Consider the following 16,751-nt stretch of genomic DNA (forward strand, 5'->3'; position numbering starts at 1 on the left):
TTTCTGAAATTGTTTGGTATGGCTTGATTGCCGCGGCAACGAAGCCCGCTTGGTGGAAGCGGGTTTCGCTCGGTTTCTGTCACTTGGCAAGCGTGTTGCCGTCAAGTGACTTGATCAGCTCTTCGGCAGTGTCGAAATGCTTGCCATGATCCGCCTTGATCGCTCTTGCTTCTTCCATCGCAGCGATCGTCCTGGCGTTCGGTCGAGTGAGTTCGACGGGAAGAGCCTTATCTCGGGCGATTCTGGTCAAAACGATGCGGATAATGTCCGAGATGGTCAATCCAAGGCTATCGAGTACCAAGGCGGCATCATCCTTCACCGAAGAGTCGATGCGGGCACGTACATAGGCATTTGCAGCCATCTTCAGCCTCCTTGTTGAGTTTGATATCTATGTAGCCCAATTGAGCAACACCTTCAAGAAACGTTCCCTATCAGCGTCTTGCTTCAAAACGCCTTTGGGAGACCCGCCTGCTTCAGCGTCTCATTGGCAGTATGGCGGGATTTGACACCATGATCGAACGTGAAATGGCGATTTGAAATCGGACTGAACCAGATTTCATGGTCGCCCTTTCCCGGCCGAACATATTTGCAGCCGGCTTTCGACAGTAACTCTTTAAGTTCCTTGAGATAGCCGGCCATGCAGTCAGTAGGTGGGATTGGGGATACGAACGAGCTGCTCGGCCATGATATGAACAGGGATTTCCGGCAGGTCGGACGTAAATCCGTTCAGCTCCAAAAGATCCGTTATGGCCGCGATGACCTTGGGCTCAAGAGCTTCCAGAGTATCGGCCTCAACGGCCAGCCCATCGATGTCGCTGCTGCTGGCGACCCAGACGGCAGCCTCTTCATCCCACTCCGCGCGCACAACGATCGATACGTGCTTCATACGATGAGTTCTCCAAATCGGACACGATTGTCCAACACGCTCGCGCGCCACCAGCGTGGCTCGCCATGGTGTCATAGTGCACATATGTAGCGGAAAGAAAGTGAATTTTTAGTAGAGCCTCTGCAATCGCGATCATCGGGGCAAACCACGGCTCCCCGCTCGCAACGCTTCAATGCAACTCCTGTAACCCCGCCTCATCCGGCAGTGTGAAAATGAACCTCGTCCCGCGCGGCTCGTTCCTTTCCGCGCCGGCGGTCGCAGGCATCGCGCTCCTGTAAGGACCTGCCCAGCACCGGTTCAGGTCCGCTTGAGGGCCGCGAGATCGCCGCTCTCCAGAGCCGGCAGATTGGCCTCGATCTTGTCGATCGGCCAGTCCCACCAGGCAAGTTCGAGGATCTCGCTGATGACCTCGACAGGATAACGCATGCGGATGATGCTGGCCGGATTCCCTCCCACGACCGCATAGGGCGGCACATCGCGGGTGACGACCGAGGCGGCGGCGACGATGGCGCCTGCGCCGATCCTGACACCGGGCATGATGACGGCATCATGGCCGATCCAAACGTCATGCTCGACTACCGTGTCCTTCACCGGCAGATCCTTGTAGCCGAAGGTCTCCGGCTTGAAGATGCGGAACGGATAGGTGGTGATGCCGCCCATCGGGTGATTGGCCGAACTGGTGATGAAATAGCTGCCGCGGGCGATCTGCACGAACTTGCCGATGACAAGCCGCTCCCGGCAACCCGGCCCGAGATAGGGCGCCAGGATCTCGGCCGTCTCCTCCAGCTTTCCGTAATGCGTGAAATAGCTGTAATCGCCGATCTCCATGCGCGGATGATCGATGACGTTCTTCAGATACATCGTCGCCTTCGAAACCCGACCATCGGGATAGGTGATGGGAAAAGCTGATTTCGCATCGAGAAGCGGCATGAAAAGACCCCTGCGCGGACGTGTGAGAGCCTGCCGCCGATATGACGGCACGGCATTCGATCGTGGTCGGATGGAAATCTATCCGCCGCCACCGCACAGTGACATGGGCCGAAGGACGGAATCCACAGCAGAGTTCCCGCACTGGGCGAAGCCCTCGGCATTTGCGCTGATATCGGCCAGTCCTGAAAAACCCCGGCCTGAAGATCTGCGGAAAACATGCCGAAATCCGCGTTGGCCGTTCGACGCCCGTCCCGTTAAGGCACGCCACGCCTTCATCGCCCCCTCACAAACCAGTGGTAGCAAAAGCAAATGGCGCCCGCTCTATGGACAGCGCGCCACTGAGACCTATCTGCCGCATCTGTAAATGCAACTGGAGGGTAAGCGATGTCAGAACTTGTAGTGCTTGGTTTCGATACTGTCGATAAGGCGGATACCGTGCTCAACCGGCTCGTCCAGCTTGAGAAGGAATATCTCGTCGATCTCGAAGACGCCGTCATCGCCGTGCGCGATGCTTCCGGCAAGGTGCGCCTCAAGCAGAGCGTCAATCTGACGGCGACAGGGGCGGCAAGCGGCGGGCTCTCGGGCGCGCTCTGGGGCTCGCTCGTCGGCCTGCTCTTCCTCAATCCGCTGGCCGGAATGGTCCTCGGTGGCGCCTTCGGCGCGGGCTCCGGCGCGCTCGCCGGCTCGATGACCGATTACGGCATCAACGACGATCTCATCAAGAAGCTCGCCGACACCATCCCCGTCAACAGCTCCGCCCTCTTCCTGCTGCTGCGCAAGGTGCAGGCCGAGAAAGTGCTGGCCGAATTCAAGGGCGAACACGCCACCATCCTGCGTACCTCGCTCTCGCCGGAGCAGGAAGAGCAGCTGCGCAAGGCGCTGGCGACGGGGCCGGCGGTTGTGACGCCGGCTGCCTGAGCGCTCGGCATAAAACGAAAGTGCCGGGCACCGGCCGTGCGCCCGGCACATCTGTTTTCAGATCGTAATGCCGCTCGATGCCGCGAGGCGCTGGGGGCGCAGGTTTGTCGCGCCGATGTGGATAGCTGAGCAGCCGTTCGAAACTGCGGATGACGATTTTGCTTTCGCATGGCGCTGTTGCATGTCTTCGATATGAAAGCACTCGACGCGCCGAGGCGGCGTGCCGTGGGGCACCCCCGTGCTTCCCTCTTGTTCGCACAGTTCCGACACCAGTCCCTACGGTATCAGCGCCAGCACCGGCGTCGCACTCACCAGCACCACCTCCTCGACCTTCCCCTCCGGCAAAACCACCCTCGCCTCGCCCGTCTTGCGGGCGCGGTCGAGCTTGGCGAGGATCTGTCTGCCGCCCGTCAGCCCGCAGATGGAAAGCGCGCCGGTAGCATCTGGCTCGATACTGTCGGCCGGCGCGAAGAACAGCACGGCATCGTCCCAGATCGACAACGGGCCGGAAGAGGCGCGCACCTGGGCGGCGATGATGGCGCGGTTGCGGCCGGCGGCGATTACCGGCTGCGCCTTGTCGAGCACCGCTTGCGGCAAGAGCTGCGGCTCGGCAAGCGAGCGGACTTCACCATTCTCGCCGATCGTGGCCGAGAGCAGGACTTTTGGCCCCAGCCGCTCGCCGTACCAGGGCGTGCCGGCACGCCCTGTAATGCCGGCATGATGCATGACCTCGGTCACCGGCACCCCGAGGAAGGCCGCAATCTCAGCTGCCTCCTCCATCGTCATCCTGCGCTTGCCTGAGAAGGTGCGGGAGACGGCAGAGGCGTCCTTGCCGAGATGGCGGGCGAGCGCGCGCAGCGACTGCCCCCTGTCATCAAGCTGGTTGTGAAACCAGGCGCCATCGATCTCAGCCATCCGTGTCCCCATGCACATATGCGGCGTTGCTGATTTGTTGCAAAAAACGCAACGACACGCAAGCAACCGCACCGGGCTTTTTGCCGTCAACCTTTCACATGGTTGATGTGCTGCGGTTGCACCGTTACCCGTCCTTCGGTCGAAAAACACTCTCTCCGACGCCGAAGTGTAAAAGATAGGTATTTTTTCCTATTTGCGATTGACGTTGCGATTTCGACAACATAATCTCAACTCCAACAACAAGAGCCGCATGGCAGGAGGGAAGATCAGCATGGCAAAGGCCCCGACGCCCTGGCAGAAGGTCACCGCCAAACTGGCGCTGACGCCGAGCGAGCTCGCAGCCGAGCTCAAGCGCCATCGCTCCAAGATCTCGCGGGCGCTGCGGGATGAGCGCGGCCTCATCAATGGCCGCGACCAGGTCATGCTTCTTTTAGCGGCAAGGCGCCTTGGCGTTTCGCTCACCCTCTCCGACCTGATGCCGGAGGAACAGGATGCGTAGGGAGCCGCTCTCCATGCTGGCGCAATCGGAACTGATCGATGCGCTGGTCGGGCGCTGCGTCATGCACGGCGGCGAAGCGGCCGGCGAAACGCTGCTGATGATCGACCACGATGATGTCGACGACCTCGTGCATCTCGCAAACCGGCTGCGCCGGCTCGCGCTTTTCGAAGACCACATCCGGGCGATGGTGATGGCCCCGCCATAGGGTTCAGTCACGCCGGAAACCGAAGCCCCCAGGACCGAAGACCAAAGACCGAAGACCCACGACATCAGGCGACCGCCGGATCGGACGGCGCGCGTCTCCAAACAAGTGAGGACCGATATGCAGACGATCACGACACGCCCGACCCCATCAGCGGCACCCGCCCCGCTCGCCATCACCAAGCCCCTGCTCTGCCCCTGCTGCAAGCAGCCGGTCACCATTCCCGCGCCCGAGATCGTCATCGATCACTATGGCATCACGCCCATGGAAGGGCGCATCTTCGAGGCGGTCTGGAAGGGCAAGGGCATGCCCGTCATCACCGAGCGCATCTTCACCGCCATGTATATCGACGACCCCGATGGCGGCCCATCGCCGGACAAGATGTACCTCGCCTTCAAGGTGGCGCTCTGCCACCTGCGCCAGAAGCTCGAAGGTTCCGGCATCGGCATTGTCAATGTCGGTTATCGCCGCGGCTACCGGCTGGTGCTGGAAGGCAAGTTTCCCAATTCCTCGTCACGATGAACCGCATCCCGTTAAATCCCCACCGGATACATGAAATGACCATGGCCGCCGCCCGCACCGCGTCGGCCATGTTGCGATACCGACAACATTCCTTGCAAGAGCCGCAACATGCCCTCAGATGTCGAACGGCTTCGCCGCGATGTGTCGCTGTCTCAGACAGCGGCGCACTATGGCTGCAGGCTGCAGGGAAAAGGACATGAATATCAGGCCTGCTGCCCCTTCCACGCCGAGGAGACGCCGTCCTTCACCATCTTCGCAGGCCAGGATGGCATCGAGCGCTTCCACTGCTTCGGCTGCGGCGCGAGCGGCGATATCCTGGATTTCGTGCAGCAGATCAAGGGCGTCGATCTCACCGAGGCGATCCGTATTCTCGATGGCGCCAGCCATATCCGGCCGAACATAGGCCCGCGCGTGCGGCAGGTGCGCGACGCCTATGAAGGCATCACCCCTCTGGCACCGCCTTCGGAGCCGATCAAGCCCGGCGTCCGCATCCGCCTCTATAATCCCAAGCGCAAGGGCGACCGCTCCGAATGGGGCTCCTTTGCGCCGTCAATGGTCTTTCCCTATCGTGAGGCCAATGGCGCTCTGACAGGCTATGTTCTGCGCCATGATCTCGCTGACGGGGGTAAGGAAACGCCGATGGTCATGTTTGCCCGTCTGCCCGACGGGCGCGAGACCTGGTGCCGCTATCCCTTTCCCAGGCCGCGCCCGCTGTATGGCCTCGAAAGTCTCGGCAAGACGAAGCAGGTGATCGTCGTCGAGGGCGAGAAATGCCGCGACAGGCTGGCGCAGAAATCCGGCCGCACCGTGCTTTCCTGGGCCGGCGGTACGCAAGGCGTCAAGCACACCGACTGGTCGCCGCTATCAGGCCGTGACGTGGTGATCTGGCCGGATTTCGATGCGCCGGGCCTTTCGACAGCGGACGAGATCGCCGCCATCCTCTCCGGCCTCGGCGCGCGCGTGCGCCTCGCGGGCTTTGCCGACGCGACGGCCGCCTCTGATCTCAGGCATTTCACTCACGCCGACTGGCAGGCGGGCCGGCGTCCCGGCAAGGGCTGGGACAGCGCCGATGCCGTCGATGCCGGCTGGACGCGCCTCGAGCTCGACGCCTTCATGCGCGCCACCATCCGCCGCTACACGCCCGCCCCGGCAGAACCCCCGCCACCAGTAGAGAAGCCGCCGGCAGAAAAGCCGGGCGAGCCCGGGCCAAAGGAGCCCCCGCCGGGCGCCGATGGCATAGACCGCATGCCGGAATGGTTTCCGAGCCAGCCCTTCGGCTCCGAAGTCTGGCTGGCGCGCATCTTCAACGAGCATCTGGAGCAAGCCTGCGGCGGGCGGATCGTCCGCGCCGATGGCAGGTTCTGGGCCTATGGCCCCTTTGCCTGGCGCGCCATCCCCGAGCAGAAGATCCGCCTTGCCATGCATGCCTTCGATGCCATCGGCATCGGCCCGAAGGAAAAGCCGCTGAAGCTCGGCAGGCACATGATCGACGGCATCATCAACGAGTTCGGCACGCGCACTGCCGATGCCGGTTTCTTCGGCAATCCAGCCATCGGCGTCAATGCGCAGAACTGCACCATCACCCTTGACGACGCCGGCAAGGTGATCTGCCGCGAGCACGCCCCGGATGACCGCTTCCGCTTCACCATATCGGCTGATTATAACATGCACACCGAGAGCCACCCGCCTGAGGGCTCGCTTCTGCATCGGCTGCTGCATGGCGCTTTCCTCGGCGATCCCGATGCGGCCGACAAGATCCACCTCGTCGCCGAGATGCTGGGGGCGGCCGCCTTCGGCCTTGCCACCCGCATCCGCCAGCCGAAGGCTTTCATCCTGCTCGGCGAGACCGCCAGCAACGGCAAATCCACCATCGCCTCGCTTTTTCGCGCACTCCTGCCCGAAGGCTCGGTATCCTCCATCTCGCCCGCCTTCTTCAATGACGAGAAGCGCATCATCAATCTCGCCGGCAAGGCGGCAAACGTCGCCGACGAACTGAGTGCTGCGGCCATATCAGGCGAGGAATTCAAGGCCGCAGTCACCGGGAACCCCATCGAAGGCCGCAGCCTCTACAAGGATGTTCAAAGCTTCGTCCCGCGCGCCCTGCACTGCTTTACCACCAATACCCTGCCCCGCTTCAACGGCGGCATCGACCGCGGCCTGCGCCGCCGCCTCGTCGTCGTCCAGTTCAACCGCACCATTCCCGACAACGAGGTCATCCCCGACATTGCCGAGCGCATCGCCGAAGAAGAGCTGGAACTGCTGCTCGGCCTTGCCATAGCCGGCGCCCAGCGGCTGAAGCGCAATGGCAGCTACACAATCCCCGAAAGTTCCAAGGAGGCGCTGAATTCCTGGCTGCTGCTCGATCCGCTGAACGAATGGTTCGACATCCGCGTCGAGTCCGCGTCGACAGAACCATCCGGCGGCTGGCTGCGCACTGCAAGGCTGTTTGAAGATTTCCGCAAATGGGCGATCGACCAGGGTTACCGCGAAAGCTTCCTGCCGCCCGTCAACACCTTCTCGCAGCGCTTGAAATCCATGCCCGAGGTGCGCCTGGTGCGGTTGGCCAACGGCATGGTGGCGCAAGGGGTGACGCTGAAGGAAAACACATTCGCCGCCGCGCCGGGTTACGCCGACGTGTTCTGAGCGTCTGCTATTGCCGAGCGAGACCTCGCGCTTTTCCGCCACTATCGCAAAGCAATTGGCGACACCGAAGCCCTCCCTACAGCGCCGCGCGTCTTTTCAGACGCGCAAAGGACGCTGTAGCACTTTGGATTGCTGCATAATTTCATCCCAAAATCGATTCCGATTTAGGGAATTATGCAGTAGCCCAATATGATTAGGCGCGATCGAGGAACGATCCCGCAAGATCTCGGTTGTCTCATCGGCCCTCGAAGGCCGGGCCGCCGCCGCCCCACTCCGCCTTCCTGTAGCGGAGGCGGCGGCCCCACCGTCCCCCCAAAGCCTCACCGCACAGTCCTGGATCTTGCGCCTGATAGCCACCGGATCTCGGCGAGGCCCCACCCAAACCCAACCCTCACCTCTGCAAGCGTCACCGCGCCATTGCCCGAAGCAAAGGCCCGATTGCCGGCACGCCGTTTGCCACGGTTATGCGACGGCCGCAACTGTTGCCGTCGGAAGGTTGTCGCGATCCGACCGAAAAAGGAATATGACATGACCGCGGCCAATTTCCCCGAATGCCTTTCCATCACGCTCGCATCCGAAGGCGGCCTCTCCACCGAGCGCACCGACCCTGGCAACTGGACCGGCGGCAAGATCGGCAAGGGCACGCTGAAAGGCACCAAATACGGCATCTCGGCTGCCGCTTTCCCCGACATCGACATCCGAAACCTGACGCTCGACAACGTCAAACCCATCTACAAGACGAAATACTGGGACCAGATCGGCGGCGACACTCTGCCCTCCGGCTTCGACCTCGCCACCTTCGACTACGCCGTCAACTCCGGCCCCGCCCGCGCGCTGCGCGACGCCCAGGCCGTGATCGGTGCCCCCGCGGACGGTAAATTCGGGCCAGTCACCCGCGCCAAAGCAGCCACCGCCGGCACCAGGGAAATCAAAGCACTCTGCGCCCGGAGGCTAAGCTTCATGCAAAGCCTGGCGATCTGGAAGACCTACGGCAAGGGCTGGTCGGCCCGCGTGGCGAAGATCGAGGCCAAGGCGGTGGCGATGTTCCTGCGCGGCCAGCCGGGGGTGGATGCGAAGGCGGCGCTAGCGGATGAGGCGGAGAAGGCGGAGAAGACTGCGGGGACACTGCGGAAGGCTGGTGCGGCGATTGCGGTTTCGGCCTCGGGTAGTGCGGGGACCGGCGCCGCCCTGCCGGCGGAGCCGAATTTGCTCGCGCTTGGTGCGCTGATGCTGGCCGGGCTGGTCGTGGCGTGTGTGCTGGTCATGAGGGCCGCAAGAGAAAAGGAACGCGCAGAGGCATACCGGGCCACCGGGCGGTAACGACCGAAGCTGGTCCTCGTCGAATGGCAGCGTCACCGGCTCATCAGCCCATACATCCTGTTTATCCGCACTTGGACTGCATCCGCGATAAGAGCCTCCCGCCTGCTGCCACACGCCTGTCATCAGGCGATGCAATTTTCAACCAAATCTAGAAGAAACAAAATAAATTAAAGAACATAATTCCCGCCACGCGAGAATCGAAATAAAGAGGTCTCGCAAATCACAGCACAAGACTCTGGCAGCAGCACAATTGAGGAATAATCATGCGCGCTTATCTTGCATTGACATTGATCGCCACCGGGTTGCTCACCGGCTGTGTTCCGACCGAGAAACAATATGATGCAGCTGTCAGGGTGGTGCGAGGCAGCGAGAGTCAGAGAAACGGGCTTTTGGACGAGTGCATCAGGCAGGTCGGCTTTTCCGACAAGAAGGCCCGCCATAACGCCGCTGTCGCGCTGAATGTGGCAGACAAGGACGCTCCGAAGGCTTTCTGCAGCCGATACACAAATGCGATCGTTTCCGGCGACATAACCTATCAGGATACGCTCGACATGAAAAATCACCGCTACACCCCAAAGCTGATCAAGATCTTCCGGGGCGGTTGAGATGGACGTATTGACTGCCTTTCGGCGCTCGCCGCCTGCGGATGGCAAGGCGGGCGCAGGGCAGCACCAAGTCGGAAAAGCAGGAAGGTAATGCTTCCGGGCGCAGGTCGTGACACGGCCCTCAGAAAAGTGCCCCTCCCCGCGGCGGTAAAGGCCTATCCGCTTAAATTCGTCCTTACCCCGGAGCCCGGGCTGCATGGTCCGCTCCTATGGCACCTACCCGCCGCCGCAAGGCTCGCCGCGGACTGATATCGGTTGGTGAAAGCGCGCCATACCGGCAGCGCTACCCTCTCGACGAGATGGTCGCCCTTGCCCAACTCCCCCTCTGCGCCTCCGGCACCGGGTCGATGGTGTTCAGCTTCTTTAAGATTGAGCACAGGCGTCCAGCCGGAGCCTGCATGAAATTCGCCAACATCCGTATATCCTCGATGCTGAGGCCGAGATAGGTGGTTGTCAGCTGAAGCATATCCTTGGGCACCATCCTGGGAATCTGCTCGCGGGATTTCCCATCCTGATAAGCAAGACGCTTGGCTTCCAGATAATCATGGTATCGTTGAGCGACCGCTGGAATGGCCAACCCGTCTCGCGGCATGGCGTCGACGTCAAAATATCTGCATCCTTCGGGATATTGGTCGATCAAGACATCGACGAGTTCAACCGTCTTGTTCAAAACACCGATTGCATACGTGTCACTTGCACGCGAAAGTGCCGACGTTCCCGACATCACAACGATGCTACCGAGGGCCTTCTGCATGGCGGCCACATCTCGGGTCTGCAAAAATTCGTCGAATATCTGCCGAGTCTCATCCATATGATCGACAAGAATTGCATGCATATAAGGATCGACGCGGGCGAAAGCGTCCATCTGCCTCTGTAAAACGGCACCTTTCTCATCCTGCGCAAACGCAATGGATGTGATGACCGCAACCGCAGCCATGATTGACCATAATCTTTTCATGAAAACCCACCCCGAATAGTTGCAGTATTTCTACCTTTGAAATCCCAAGCCGTCCACGGCCCATTCAAAAAATTGTAAAGACATCAGAGGAATACGCGCAACACCAAGCAACGCTTCACACACATACCGCCTCAACCGCCCCGGCCATCGCCCGGTAACGTCAAAACGTTTAATGATCGCACCCACCACTCAGCTATCCAGCTTCAGCGCCAACTGCTGCCCGCCAAACACCTTCAGCACATGCTTGTTGATCGGCCGCATCGCCTCGATGCGGCGCTGTTCTTCCCGCCTGCGCGCTTCGTGGCGCTCGCGGTCTGCGCGCAGTTGCGCGGCAAAGGCCATGGCCCTGTCTGCTGCTCCTGAATAACTCGGGCTTGCTGCCATCGAACTCTCCATCAGAACATAGATGAGAACGTTTATTTGTTCTCATTTTGTTCTCATTTCTGGATAAGTCAAGAGCATCGTTTCAGGGCAATAACAAGGGTGGCTTTCCGGCGCGGGACAAGCAGTGCCGGCAGATAGACAGGAAAGCGCCAAGTCTTTGGCGCAGAAAACTATTCTCTCATCTGGATCCAGACCATGGCGAAAGACATGAGACCGCAAAGGATGGCGATCAGAAGCAGGCTATCCATTTAAATCCTCCTGTTTGTGGCAGAAACGCGGCAGAAAGATTTTGGTTCAATTGCACTCTGTTTCAGGCGATCGTCTCGCCCCTGTACTCCATTATGCCGGCCTGATCACGGTCATGATGACGATATTGCCGGCTTCGTCCCGGGCGCTGTCTGTCGTTGCAAGAACCTTGCCGCCAAAGTCTTCCTCGGCCTCGGCGAACGCCTCCCGCACCAGCCGGAGCGTTTCCAGATAGGCGCTGTTGTCTCGCCTGGGCATTGAAAGCAATGCCTTGATCCCTGCGCTATCCTCGACCATGACGCTGATTGTACTCCTTTGCTCGATCCCGACACCGAGAATGTCAGGATCGCCCTGCGTTGCCTTCCCGGAAAACGGCACCGGGGTCAAGTGCGCGTGACAGCCTCCAGGCGGATGACGACGGCTCTCGACACCCCATCTCGCTTTATCGCCATGCCTCATGTATAAGCCCTCGTCCCATCGCGGCACCCCGTCCGGCTTTTGCCATTGAGGGCTTGCAGGATCGGGCCTCTGCCACGACATGAGGCCACGGAGACATACGACCAGACGAAAGAAGATTTGAGATCATGACGACGGCAAAAACGGCTGCATCCGAGAGCAACCAGCGCTATTTCAAGGCGCCGGTCTTCGCCGTTGCGCCCATGATCGATTGGACGGACCGCCACTGCCGCACGTTCCACCGCCAGCTCAGCCGCCACGCCCTGCTCTATACGGAAATGGTCGTCGCCGACGCAATCATCCACGGCCCGCGCGAGCGGCTGCTCTCCTTCGATGCCGCCGAACACCCCGTCGCCCTGCAGCTCGGCGGTTCCGATCCGGCCAAGCTTGCCGAGGCCGTGCGCATTGCCGAGCCCTATGGTTATGACGAGATCAATCTCAATGTCGGCTGCCCGTCGGATCGCGTGCAGTCAGGCACGTTCGGCGCCTGCCTGATGCTCACACCCGAGACGGTTGCAGACTGCATCGCCGCCATGAAGAAGGTCGCTGATGTCCCGGTCACGGTCAAATGCCGCATCGGCGTCGACGAGCAGGACCCGGAAGTGGCGCTGCCGACCCTGATGACCAGGGTGATCGATGCCGGCGCCGACGCGATCTGGATCCATGCCCGCAAGGCCTGGCTGAAGGGCCTGTCGCCAAAGGAAAACCGCGAAATCCCGCCGCTCGATTACGAGATCGTCTACCGCATGAAGGCCCGCTTCCCCGATATCTTCATCGGCATCAATGGCGGCATCCACACGCTGGATGAGGCGGAAGCGCATCTTGCCCATGTCGATGGCGTCATGCTCGGCCGCGCCGCCTATCAGAATGCCGGCATCCTCGCCGACGTCGATCACCGCTTCTATGGCGCCCCCGCCACGGAGCCGGATTGGAACGAGTTGCGCGACCGCATGATGGCCTATGCCGAGAGCCATATCGCCAATGGCGGCCGCCTGCAGCATATCGCCCGTCATATGGTCGGCCTCTTCACCGGCCTACCCGGCGCCCGCCGCTATCGCCAGATCCTGTCGACCGATGCCGCAAAGCCGAATGCCGGCCCGGAAGTGATCGCCGCAGCCTTCGCCGCGGTCGATTTCGCAGGCACGGCGGAAGCCGTCAGCGCCTGAGGCCACGCCTGCCGTTTCCTTTGGCGATGGGGCGCTCTTGCCGGCACCTAAGTCGGCGCTTCGGCGGGTGCTTCCGTCGGTGTCGGCCTCGGGGCAAATGCCCTGGTGGGCGGAAATTCGAAGAATTTCGCATTGCAGCCGCTCAGCGGTGAAGCCGGAACCGGGGTGAACGTCGCCGCCAGCGTCTCTCGCCTCGAGCTGAGACCGGCGCGCCAGGTCGACAACGCCGCCTTTTGAGGCGGCGCTTTCCACCATTGCGCCAAGTCGGTAGTCGGACACGATTTCCGCTTCTGCCTGTGGCGCTGGACTTTGTCGATCAGCTACCTGGTTGGAATTCGCGCTTGCGTTGTGGCCCCTGCGAAATCGGAGTGTCCTTCTTGCGCCACGTAGCCGGCACCCACGGCAACGTACAAATCTGCATAGTCCTTGGCGACCTGCTGCACGGTGGCTGCAAGGCTTTCCTCAGCATCGGAAACCGAGCGCTGCGCATCCAGGACATCGAGCAGCGACGAAGCGCCATCCTTGTAGCTGGTGGTCGATAGCGCGAGCGCTTCCTGTGCCGTCTGCACCTGTCTGCGCCACGGTTCCAGCGTCTGCGTGTCACGGCGAACGGCCGAGATCGCGTTTTCAACTTCTTCGACGCCGTTCAGCACCGCTGCCTTCCACGCCAGATATTGGGTCCTGGCATCGGATTTCTCGACCTCGACATTGGCCCGCAATTTTCCGCCATCGAAGATCGGCAGGCTGAGCGTTGGCCCGAAAGACCAGCTCGTCAGGCCGCCGCCACCGGCGCCGGACGATTTGACCCAGCTCGGTGAAATCGAGCCGGAAAGCGAGATCGACGGGTAGAGCTGGGCTTCGGCTGCGCCGATATCGGCCACGGCCGCCGCCAGCTCGCGTTCTGCCTTGCGAATATCGGGACGATTGCGGATAAGATCGGCCGGAATGCCGGCGCGAATGTCGCCGTGGAAAACCGGCTGGCCCGCACTCTTGCGCAGCTCGTCCGTCAGCGAGGCCGCCGGCATTCCGAGCAAGGTTGCAATCTGATGGGCCGACTCGGTGAAGCTCTGTTCGAGGCCGGGAATGTCGGCCTTCGTCGACTGTACCAAGCCCTCGGCCTGAACGACGTCGAGGCGGGAGGCCGCACCTGCCTTGAGCTGCAGCAGCGTGAGTTCATAGGTCTGCTGGCGGGATTTCAAGTTCGCCTGAGAAAGCGCGATGCGCTCCTGATAGTAGCGGGCGTCGATATAGCTGTCGACCAGTTCCTTCAGAAAGGTGAGTTTTGCATTGTCGGCCGTCGCATAGGCTGCCCCAAGCGAGGCAATCGCGCTCTCTTTCGAACGACGGTACTGGCCGAAGAAGTCGAGCAGCCAGGAAAGGCTGGCATCGCCTCCCGTTGTGTTCGTGGCGCCAACCGTGGTGCGGAGCCGTCCCTTCTCGCCGGATACTGTATGAGATGCGCCGACAGTCAGGCTCGGCAGGCTCCCTGCACCGGCAATCGTTACGTTGGCGGAAGCCGAGTTGATGCTTTCGAGCGCCTGCAGCACATCAAGGTTCTCGCTGAGGCCGTAAACGACCCACCCGTCGAGCTTCGTGTCGCGATAGGCGGTCCACCACTGCTCCGTCACGACATTGCCGTTGCTCTTGTTACTCCCCTCTTCGAATTTCGCCGGAAGCGGCATCTGCGGGGGAACGTGATCCGGGCCGCTGACGCAGCCCGCCAGCAGAAGCGCGAGAGCAATTCCAGGAAAAGTGCGAAGCGGTTTTCCGTCCGGCATTGCGTAAAAACAAAAACTTGGAGCGGTTATGCGCTTCCGTGAAAAGCTGAACCGCTCTAGTCCCGATGTGGCGGAACTGAGGGATGATAGTCTTGTGCAAAGCGACCTACTCACTGGCGAGCCTTCCGAACCTGGATCGAGGGTTCAGGCTTAGCGAGGCCAAGGTTAATGGCGGTTAAGAAACCGTAAAGTTAGGTAAAATCCCGGCCGAAGGATCTGGGCTGTCTGGGAAGCTCCAGGGTGATCGCCAGGCCACCCGCCTCCGGCAATGACGCATGCACGCGCCCGCCATGGCGTTCGATGGCCTGCCGGGTGATGGCGAGACCCAGACCGTATCCGCCTCTCGGCACGGCATCCTTCCCGCGTGAAAACGGCTGGAAGATCCGTTCGAGTTCGTCTCGCCTGACGCCCGGCCCCTGATCCGTGACGCAGATCTTGAGGCGGTCGGCCGTCGCCTCGCAGGACACCGAGATGAACGAATGATCGGCGGTATACTTGACCGCGTTGCGGACGACGTTTTCGAGCGCCCTGTAGATGAGCTCGCCCTCGACCTCGGCGCGGAAGACGCCGTCGACCCCCGTGGTGATCGAGACCTCACGCGCCTGGGCTTCGAAGGCCGCGTCACCGAGGATTTCGTTCAGGAGTTCGATGACATCGAGGGTCTGCGTCTTCAGCGGCAGGCCGGATCCCACCGTCAGCCTGGCAAGCGTCAGAACCTCTCCCACCAACGTATCGAGCCGTTCGACCTCCCTGTCCATACGATCCAGCATGGCGCCGAGCCTGGCCGGGCTCTGCCGGAGGACGCCGACTGCGGCCTGCAGGCGGGACAAGGGCGAACGCAGCTCATGGGAAACGTCATGGAACAGTCTCTGCTGCGCATCCTGAAGCTCTTGCAGCCGTGCGGCGGTGGAATCGAAATCATGCGCCAGCGCGGTGACCTCGTCCCTTCGTCCCGCCATCTGGTCTCCGATGCGGAAGTCGAAACGGCCGTGGGCAAGCGCACTCAGGCCGTCGCGAAGGTGGACGACCGGACGAATGAGGTATCCGGCGAGTGCTGCCGCAGCGACCGTGCTCGAAACGAAGATCGCAAGCCAAGGCACCAGCAGAGCCAGGTTATCCATGATGTTGAGAAGGAAGCTGGCTTCCGGCGCCACGGAGATCCGGTAGCAAGTTGCGTCCTTGAGGACGGATCTCATCTCCGCCGTGCCTTCGCCTGCGCACGCACTCGGGTCCGCCATCTTCGAAAGCGTCAGCCCGAGCGGTGTCGTCACCTCACTTGTGCGGATGAAACGCGCGGCGGCCTCCTCGCCGTCCCTTGTGAGCACGTTCGCCGTCAGCGCCAGGATGATCGCCCGCTCCTGGTACTCCCGATCGCGGCCGGGAGGCGGAATCTGAAAGAGGTTGACGATAAGAATGACTGCCCCGACGCCCACCACAAAGGTCAGCCAGATGATCGCGAAGAACTTCCAGAAAAGCCGGGGCATGGTCAGTCCACGAGAAGTTGATAGCCCTGGCCGCGAACGGACTGGATCCAGGATTGCCCGTCCTCCCTCAATCCGAGCTTCTGGCGAACGCTACTGATATGGACGTCGATCCGGCGATCGAACGGCGTGAGCGGCTTGCCGAAGGCCCGCTTCGAAATATCCTGCTTCGACACCAGCTGGCCGGCGCTGCGGGCGAGAACTTCCAACAGGCTGAACTCGGTGCCGGTCAGCTCCAAAGTCGCACCGCGCCATTCGGCGCTTCTGCTGCCGGAATGGATCACGAGCTGCCCTGCCCTTACGGTCTCGGCCGACACCCCTGTTGCCCGCTGACCCGCGCGTCGCAGAATGGCGCGCAGCCTCGCCGCAAGCTCGCCCGGCGAGCAAGGCTTCGGCACATAGTCGTCGGCGCCGAGATTGAGACCGGATATCCGATCGACATCATCACCTCTTGCCGTCAGCATCAGGACGGGGACCTGGCTCAGCTTCCTGACCCTCTGCAGGACTTCGATCCCGTTCATGCGGGGCATCATGATGTCGAGCACGATGATGTCGACCGTATTGCCGGCAGCGGCAGCAATGGCGGCGCGGCCGTCCGTGTCCGTTACGACGTCATATCCTTCCTCGACCAGATATTCCTGCAGAAGCGTCGTCAGCTCGGCATCGTCATCGATGAGGAGAACCTTGTTCATTCGCGTTTCCATTATCAATTTCGACAAGCCATACAGCACGAATACCGTCGTGCGGCCAGGTTTTACCCAACTTAACACTAACTTGACCGCACTTAACGTTCGCCCCGTTACTTATCCTGCCATGACATCGACGCGCGCCAAGACCCGCTT

Annotated in this window: 19 protein-coding genes and 1 pseudogene; 9 read left to right on the forward strand and 11 right to left on the reverse strand. The window is 61.3% G+C overall.

The features are described 5' to 3' along the window. Window positions 1-79: 79 nt before the first annotated feature. From ACK9YZ_RS12080 to ACK9YZ_RS12095, 4 genes are all read right to left on the reverse strand, one after another. Window positions 80-361 (reverse strand): type II toxin-antitoxin system RelB/DinJ family antitoxin, encoded by a 282-nt coding sequence (locus ACK9YZ_RS12080; RefSeq protein WP_416063963.1) that lies wholly within the window; start codon window positions 359-361, stop codon window positions 80-82. 83 nt (window positions 362-444) lie between these two features. Next, window positions 445-639, reverse strand: coding sequence for a type II toxin-antitoxin system HicA family toxin (locus ACK9YZ_RS12085; RefSeq protein ID WP_416063964.1), 195 nt, complete (start codon window positions 637-639; stop codon window positions 445-447). Between the two features lie 4 nt (window positions 640-643). After that, the gene (locus ACK9YZ_RS12090) at window positions 644-886 is read right to left on the reverse strand and encodes a DUF1902 domain-containing protein (RefSeq protein ID WP_416063965.1); all 243 of its coding nucleotides are present in this window, start codon (window positions 884-886) and stop codon (window positions 644-646) included. 297 nt (window positions 887-1,183) lie between these two features. Next, window positions 1,184-1,816: a CatB-related O-acetyltransferase gene (locus tag ACK9YZ_RS12095; RefSeq protein WP_416063966.1), complete on the reverse strand. Its 633-nt coding sequence runs from the start codon at window positions 1,814-1,816 to the stop codon at window positions 1,184-1,186. A gap of 384 nt (window positions 1,817-2,200) precedes the next feature. Here ACK9YZ_RS12095 and ACK9YZ_RS12100 point away from each other — a divergent pair, with 384 nt between their 5' ends. After that, complete coding sequence (locus ACK9YZ_RS12100; RefSeq protein ID WP_216754936.1) at window positions 2,201-2,734, forward strand: DUF1269 domain-containing protein; 534 nt, start codon at window positions 2,201-2,203, stop codon at window positions 2,732-2,734. 276 nt (window positions 2,735-3,010) lie between these two features. Here ACK9YZ_RS12100 and ACK9YZ_RS12105 read toward each other — a convergent pair whose 3' ends face one another. Next, window positions 3,011-3,649, reverse strand: coding sequence for a helix-turn-helix domain-containing protein (locus ACK9YZ_RS12105; protein ID WP_416063967.1), 639 nt, complete (start codon window positions 3,647-3,649; stop codon window positions 3,011-3,013). A gap of 271 nt (window positions 3,650-3,920) precedes the next feature. Between ACK9YZ_RS12105 and ACK9YZ_RS12110 the strand changes: the two genes are divergently transcribed. The 6 genes from ACK9YZ_RS12110 (at window position 3,921) to ACK9YZ_RS12135 (ending at window position 9,440) form a co-directional block, all read left to right on the forward strand. Then, the gene (locus ACK9YZ_RS12110; RefSeq protein ID WP_416063968.1) at window positions 3,921-4,148 is read left to right on the forward strand and encodes a hypothetical protein; all 228 of its coding nucleotides are present in this window, start codon (window positions 3,921-3,923) and stop codon (window positions 4,146-4,148) included. Beyond that, window positions 4,141-4,353: a hypothetical protein gene (locus ACK9YZ_RS12115; RefSeq protein WP_416063969.1), complete on the forward strand. Its 213-nt coding sequence runs from the start codon at window positions 4,141-4,143 to the stop codon at window positions 4,351-4,353. Before ACK9YZ_RS12110 ends, ACK9YZ_RS12115 begins: the two co-directional genes overlap by 8 nt. 117 nt (window positions 4,354-4,470) lie before the next feature. Beyond that, window positions 4,471-4,872 carry a helix-turn-helix domain-containing protein gene (locus tag ACK9YZ_RS12120; RefSeq protein ID WP_416063970.1) on the forward strand — a complete coding sequence of 134 codons (402 nt, stop codon included), beginning with the start codon at window positions 4,471-4,473 and terminating at the stop codon, window positions 4,870-4,872. A 108-nt stretch (window positions 4,873-4,980) separates the two neighbouring features. Then, window positions 4,981-7,515, forward strand: a complete 2,535-nt coding sequence (locus tag ACK9YZ_RS12125; RefSeq protein WP_416063971.1) for a CHC2 zinc finger domain-containing protein — start codon at window positions 4,981-4,983, stop codon at window positions 7,513-7,515. Window positions 7,516-8,043: 528 nt separating this feature from the next. Beyond that, window positions 8,044-8,835, forward strand: a complete 792-nt coding sequence (locus tag ACK9YZ_RS12130) for a glycoside hydrolase family 108 protein (protein WP_416063972.1) — start codon at window positions 8,044-8,046, stop codon at window positions 8,833-8,835. A gap of 263 nt (window positions 8,836-9,098) precedes the next feature. Next, window positions 9,099-9,440, forward strand: a complete 342-nt coding sequence (locus tag ACK9YZ_RS12135; RefSeq protein WP_216754940.1) for a hypothetical protein — start codon at window positions 9,099-9,101, stop codon at window positions 9,438-9,440. Window positions 9,441-9,723: 283 nt separating this feature from the next. Here the strand turns inward: ACK9YZ_RS12135 and ACK9YZ_RS12140 are convergent, their stop codons facing one another. The 3 genes from ACK9YZ_RS12140 to ACK9YZ_RS12150 all read right to left on the reverse strand — a co-directional run bounded on the left by ACK9YZ_RS12140 (window position 9,724) and on the right by ACK9YZ_RS12150 (window position 11,415). After that, complete coding sequence (locus tag ACK9YZ_RS12140) at window positions 9,724-10,377, reverse strand: hypothetical protein (protein ID WP_416063973.1); 654 nt, start codon at window positions 10,375-10,377, stop codon at window positions 9,724-9,726. A 210-nt stretch (window positions 10,378-10,587) separates the two neighbouring features. Continuing rightward, complete coding sequence (locus ACK9YZ_RS12145) at window positions 10,588-10,740, reverse strand: hypothetical protein (RefSeq protein WP_416063974.1); 153 nt, start codon at window positions 10,738-10,740, stop codon at window positions 10,588-10,590. Between the two features lie 381 nt (window positions 10,741-11,121). Further along, window positions 11,122-11,415: a hypothetical protein gene (locus tag ACK9YZ_RS12150; RefSeq protein WP_416063975.1), complete on the reverse strand. Its 294-nt coding sequence runs from the start codon at window positions 11,413-11,415 to the stop codon at window positions 11,122-11,124. Between the two features lie 197 nt (window positions 11,416-11,612). Between ACK9YZ_RS12150 and dusA the strand changes: the two genes are divergently transcribed. Together dusA and ACK9YZ_RS12160 are read left to right on the forward strand one after the other, a co-directional pair. After that, complete coding sequence (gene dusA / locus ACK9YZ_RS12155) at window positions 11,613-12,650, forward strand: tRNA dihydrouridine(20/20a) synthase DusA (RefSeq protein WP_416063976.1); 1,038 nt, start codon at window positions 11,613-11,615, stop codon at window positions 12,648-12,650. A 30-nt stretch (window positions 12,651-12,680) separates the two neighbouring features. Further along, window positions 12,681-12,887: pseudogene (locus ACK9YZ_RS12160) on the forward strand (DUF992 domain-containing protein); the annotation flags it as partial. A gap of 83 nt (window positions 12,888-12,970) precedes the next feature. On the opposite strand, the gene ACK9YZ_RS12165 reads toward ACK9YZ_RS12160, so the two are convergent. The 3 genes from ACK9YZ_RS12165 to ACK9YZ_RS12175 all read right to left on the reverse strand — a co-directional run bounded on the left by ACK9YZ_RS12165 (window position 12,971) and on the right by ACK9YZ_RS12175 (window position 16,601). Beyond that, window positions 12,971-14,428 carry an efflux transporter outer membrane subunit gene (locus ACK9YZ_RS12165; protein ID WP_416063977.1) on the reverse strand — a complete coding sequence of 486 codons (1,458 nt, stop codon included), beginning with the start codon at window positions 14,426-14,428 and terminating at the stop codon, window positions 12,971-12,973. Window positions 14,429-14,619: 191 nt separating this feature from the next. Continuing rightward, window positions 14,620-15,912, reverse strand: coding sequence for an ATP-binding protein (locus tag ACK9YZ_RS12170; RefSeq protein WP_416063978.1), 1,293 nt, complete (start codon window positions 15,910-15,912; stop codon window positions 14,620-14,622). A gap of 2 nt (window positions 15,913-15,914) precedes the next feature. After that, on the reverse strand, window positions 15,915-16,601 hold the full coding sequence (locus ACK9YZ_RS12175; protein WP_416063979.1) for a response regulator: 687 nt from the start codon (window positions 16,599-16,601) through the stop codon (window positions 15,915-15,917). Window positions 16,602-16,751: the final 150 nt, after the last annotated feature.

Source organism: Rhizobium sp. ZK1, from assembly GCF_047782645.1.
Lineage (GTDB): Bacteria > Pseudomonadota > Alphaproteobacteria > Rhizobiales > Rhizobiaceae > Rhizobium.

Bases quoted from the DNA above. Each gene is read 5' to 3' on its own strand.
- dusA (WP_416063976.1), top strand. From the start codon at position 11,613: ATGACGACGGCAAAAACGGCTGCATCCGAGAGCAACCAGCGCTATTTC.
- ACK9YZ_RS12175 (WP_416063979.1), bottom strand. From the start codon at position 16,601: ATGAACAAGGTTCTCCTCATCGATGACGATGCCGAGCTGACGACGCTT.
- ACK9YZ_RS12120 (WP_416063970.1), top strand. From the start codon at position 4,471: ATGCAGACGATCACGACACGCCCGACCCCATCAGCGGCACCCGCCCCG.
- ACK9YZ_RS12135 (WP_216754940.1), top strand. From the start codon at position 9,099: ATGCGCGCTTATCTTGCATTGACATTGATCGCCACCGGGTTGCTCACC.
- ACK9YZ_RS12130 (WP_416063972.1), top strand. From the start codon at position 8,044: ATGACCGCGGCCAATTTCCCCGAATGCCTTTCCATCACGCTCGCATCC.
- ACK9YZ_RS12100 (WP_216754936.1), top strand. From the start codon at position 2,201: ATGTCAGAACTTGTAGTGCTTGGTTTCGATACTGTCGATAAGGCGGAT.
- ACK9YZ_RS12105 (WP_416063967.1), bottom strand. From the start codon at position 3,649: ATGGCTGAGATCGATGGCGCCTGGTTTCACAACCAGCTTGATGACAGG.
- ACK9YZ_RS12080 (WP_416063963.1), bottom strand. From the start codon at position 361: ATGGCTGCAAATGCCTATGTACGTGCCCGCATCGACTCTTCGGTGAAG.
- ACK9YZ_RS12115 (WP_416063969.1), top strand. From the start codon at position 4,141: ATGCGTAGGGAGCCGCTCTCCATGCTGGCGCAATCGGAACTGATCGAT.
- ACK9YZ_RS12110 (WP_416063968.1), top strand. From the start codon at position 3,921: ATGGCAAAGGCCCCGACGCCCTGGCAGAAGGTCACCGCCAAACTGGCG.
- ACK9YZ_RS12085 (WP_416063964.1), bottom strand. From the start codon at position 639: ATGGCCGGCTATCTCAAGGAACTTAAAGAGTTACTGTCGAAAGCCGGC.
- ACK9YZ_RS12125 (WP_416063971.1), top strand. From the start codon at position 4,981: ATGCCCTCAGATGTCGAACGGCTTCGCCGCGATGTGTCGCTGTCTCAG.
- ACK9YZ_RS12095 (WP_416063966.1), bottom strand. From the start codon at position 1,816: ATGCCGCTTCTCGATGCGAAATCAGCTTTTCCCATCACCTATCCCGAT.
- ACK9YZ_RS12170 (WP_416063978.1), bottom strand. From the start codon at position 15,912: ATGCCCCGGCTTTTCTGGAAGTTCTTCGCGATCATCTGGCTGACCTTT.
- ACK9YZ_RS12090 (WP_416063965.1), bottom strand. From the start codon at position 886: ATGAAGCACGTATCGATCGTTGTGCGCGCGGAGTGGGATGAAGAGGCT.
- ACK9YZ_RS12145 (WP_416063974.1), bottom strand. From the start codon at position 10,740: ATGGCCTTTGCCGCGCAACTGCGCGCAGACCGCGAGCGCCACGAAGCG.
- ACK9YZ_RS12140 (WP_416063973.1), bottom strand. From the start codon at position 10,377: ATGGCTGCGGTTGCGGTCATCACATCCATTGCGTTTGCGCAGGATGAG.
- ACK9YZ_RS12165 (WP_416063977.1), bottom strand. From the start codon at position 14,428: ATGCCGGACGGAAAACCGCTTCGCACTTTTCCTGGAATTGCTCTCGCG.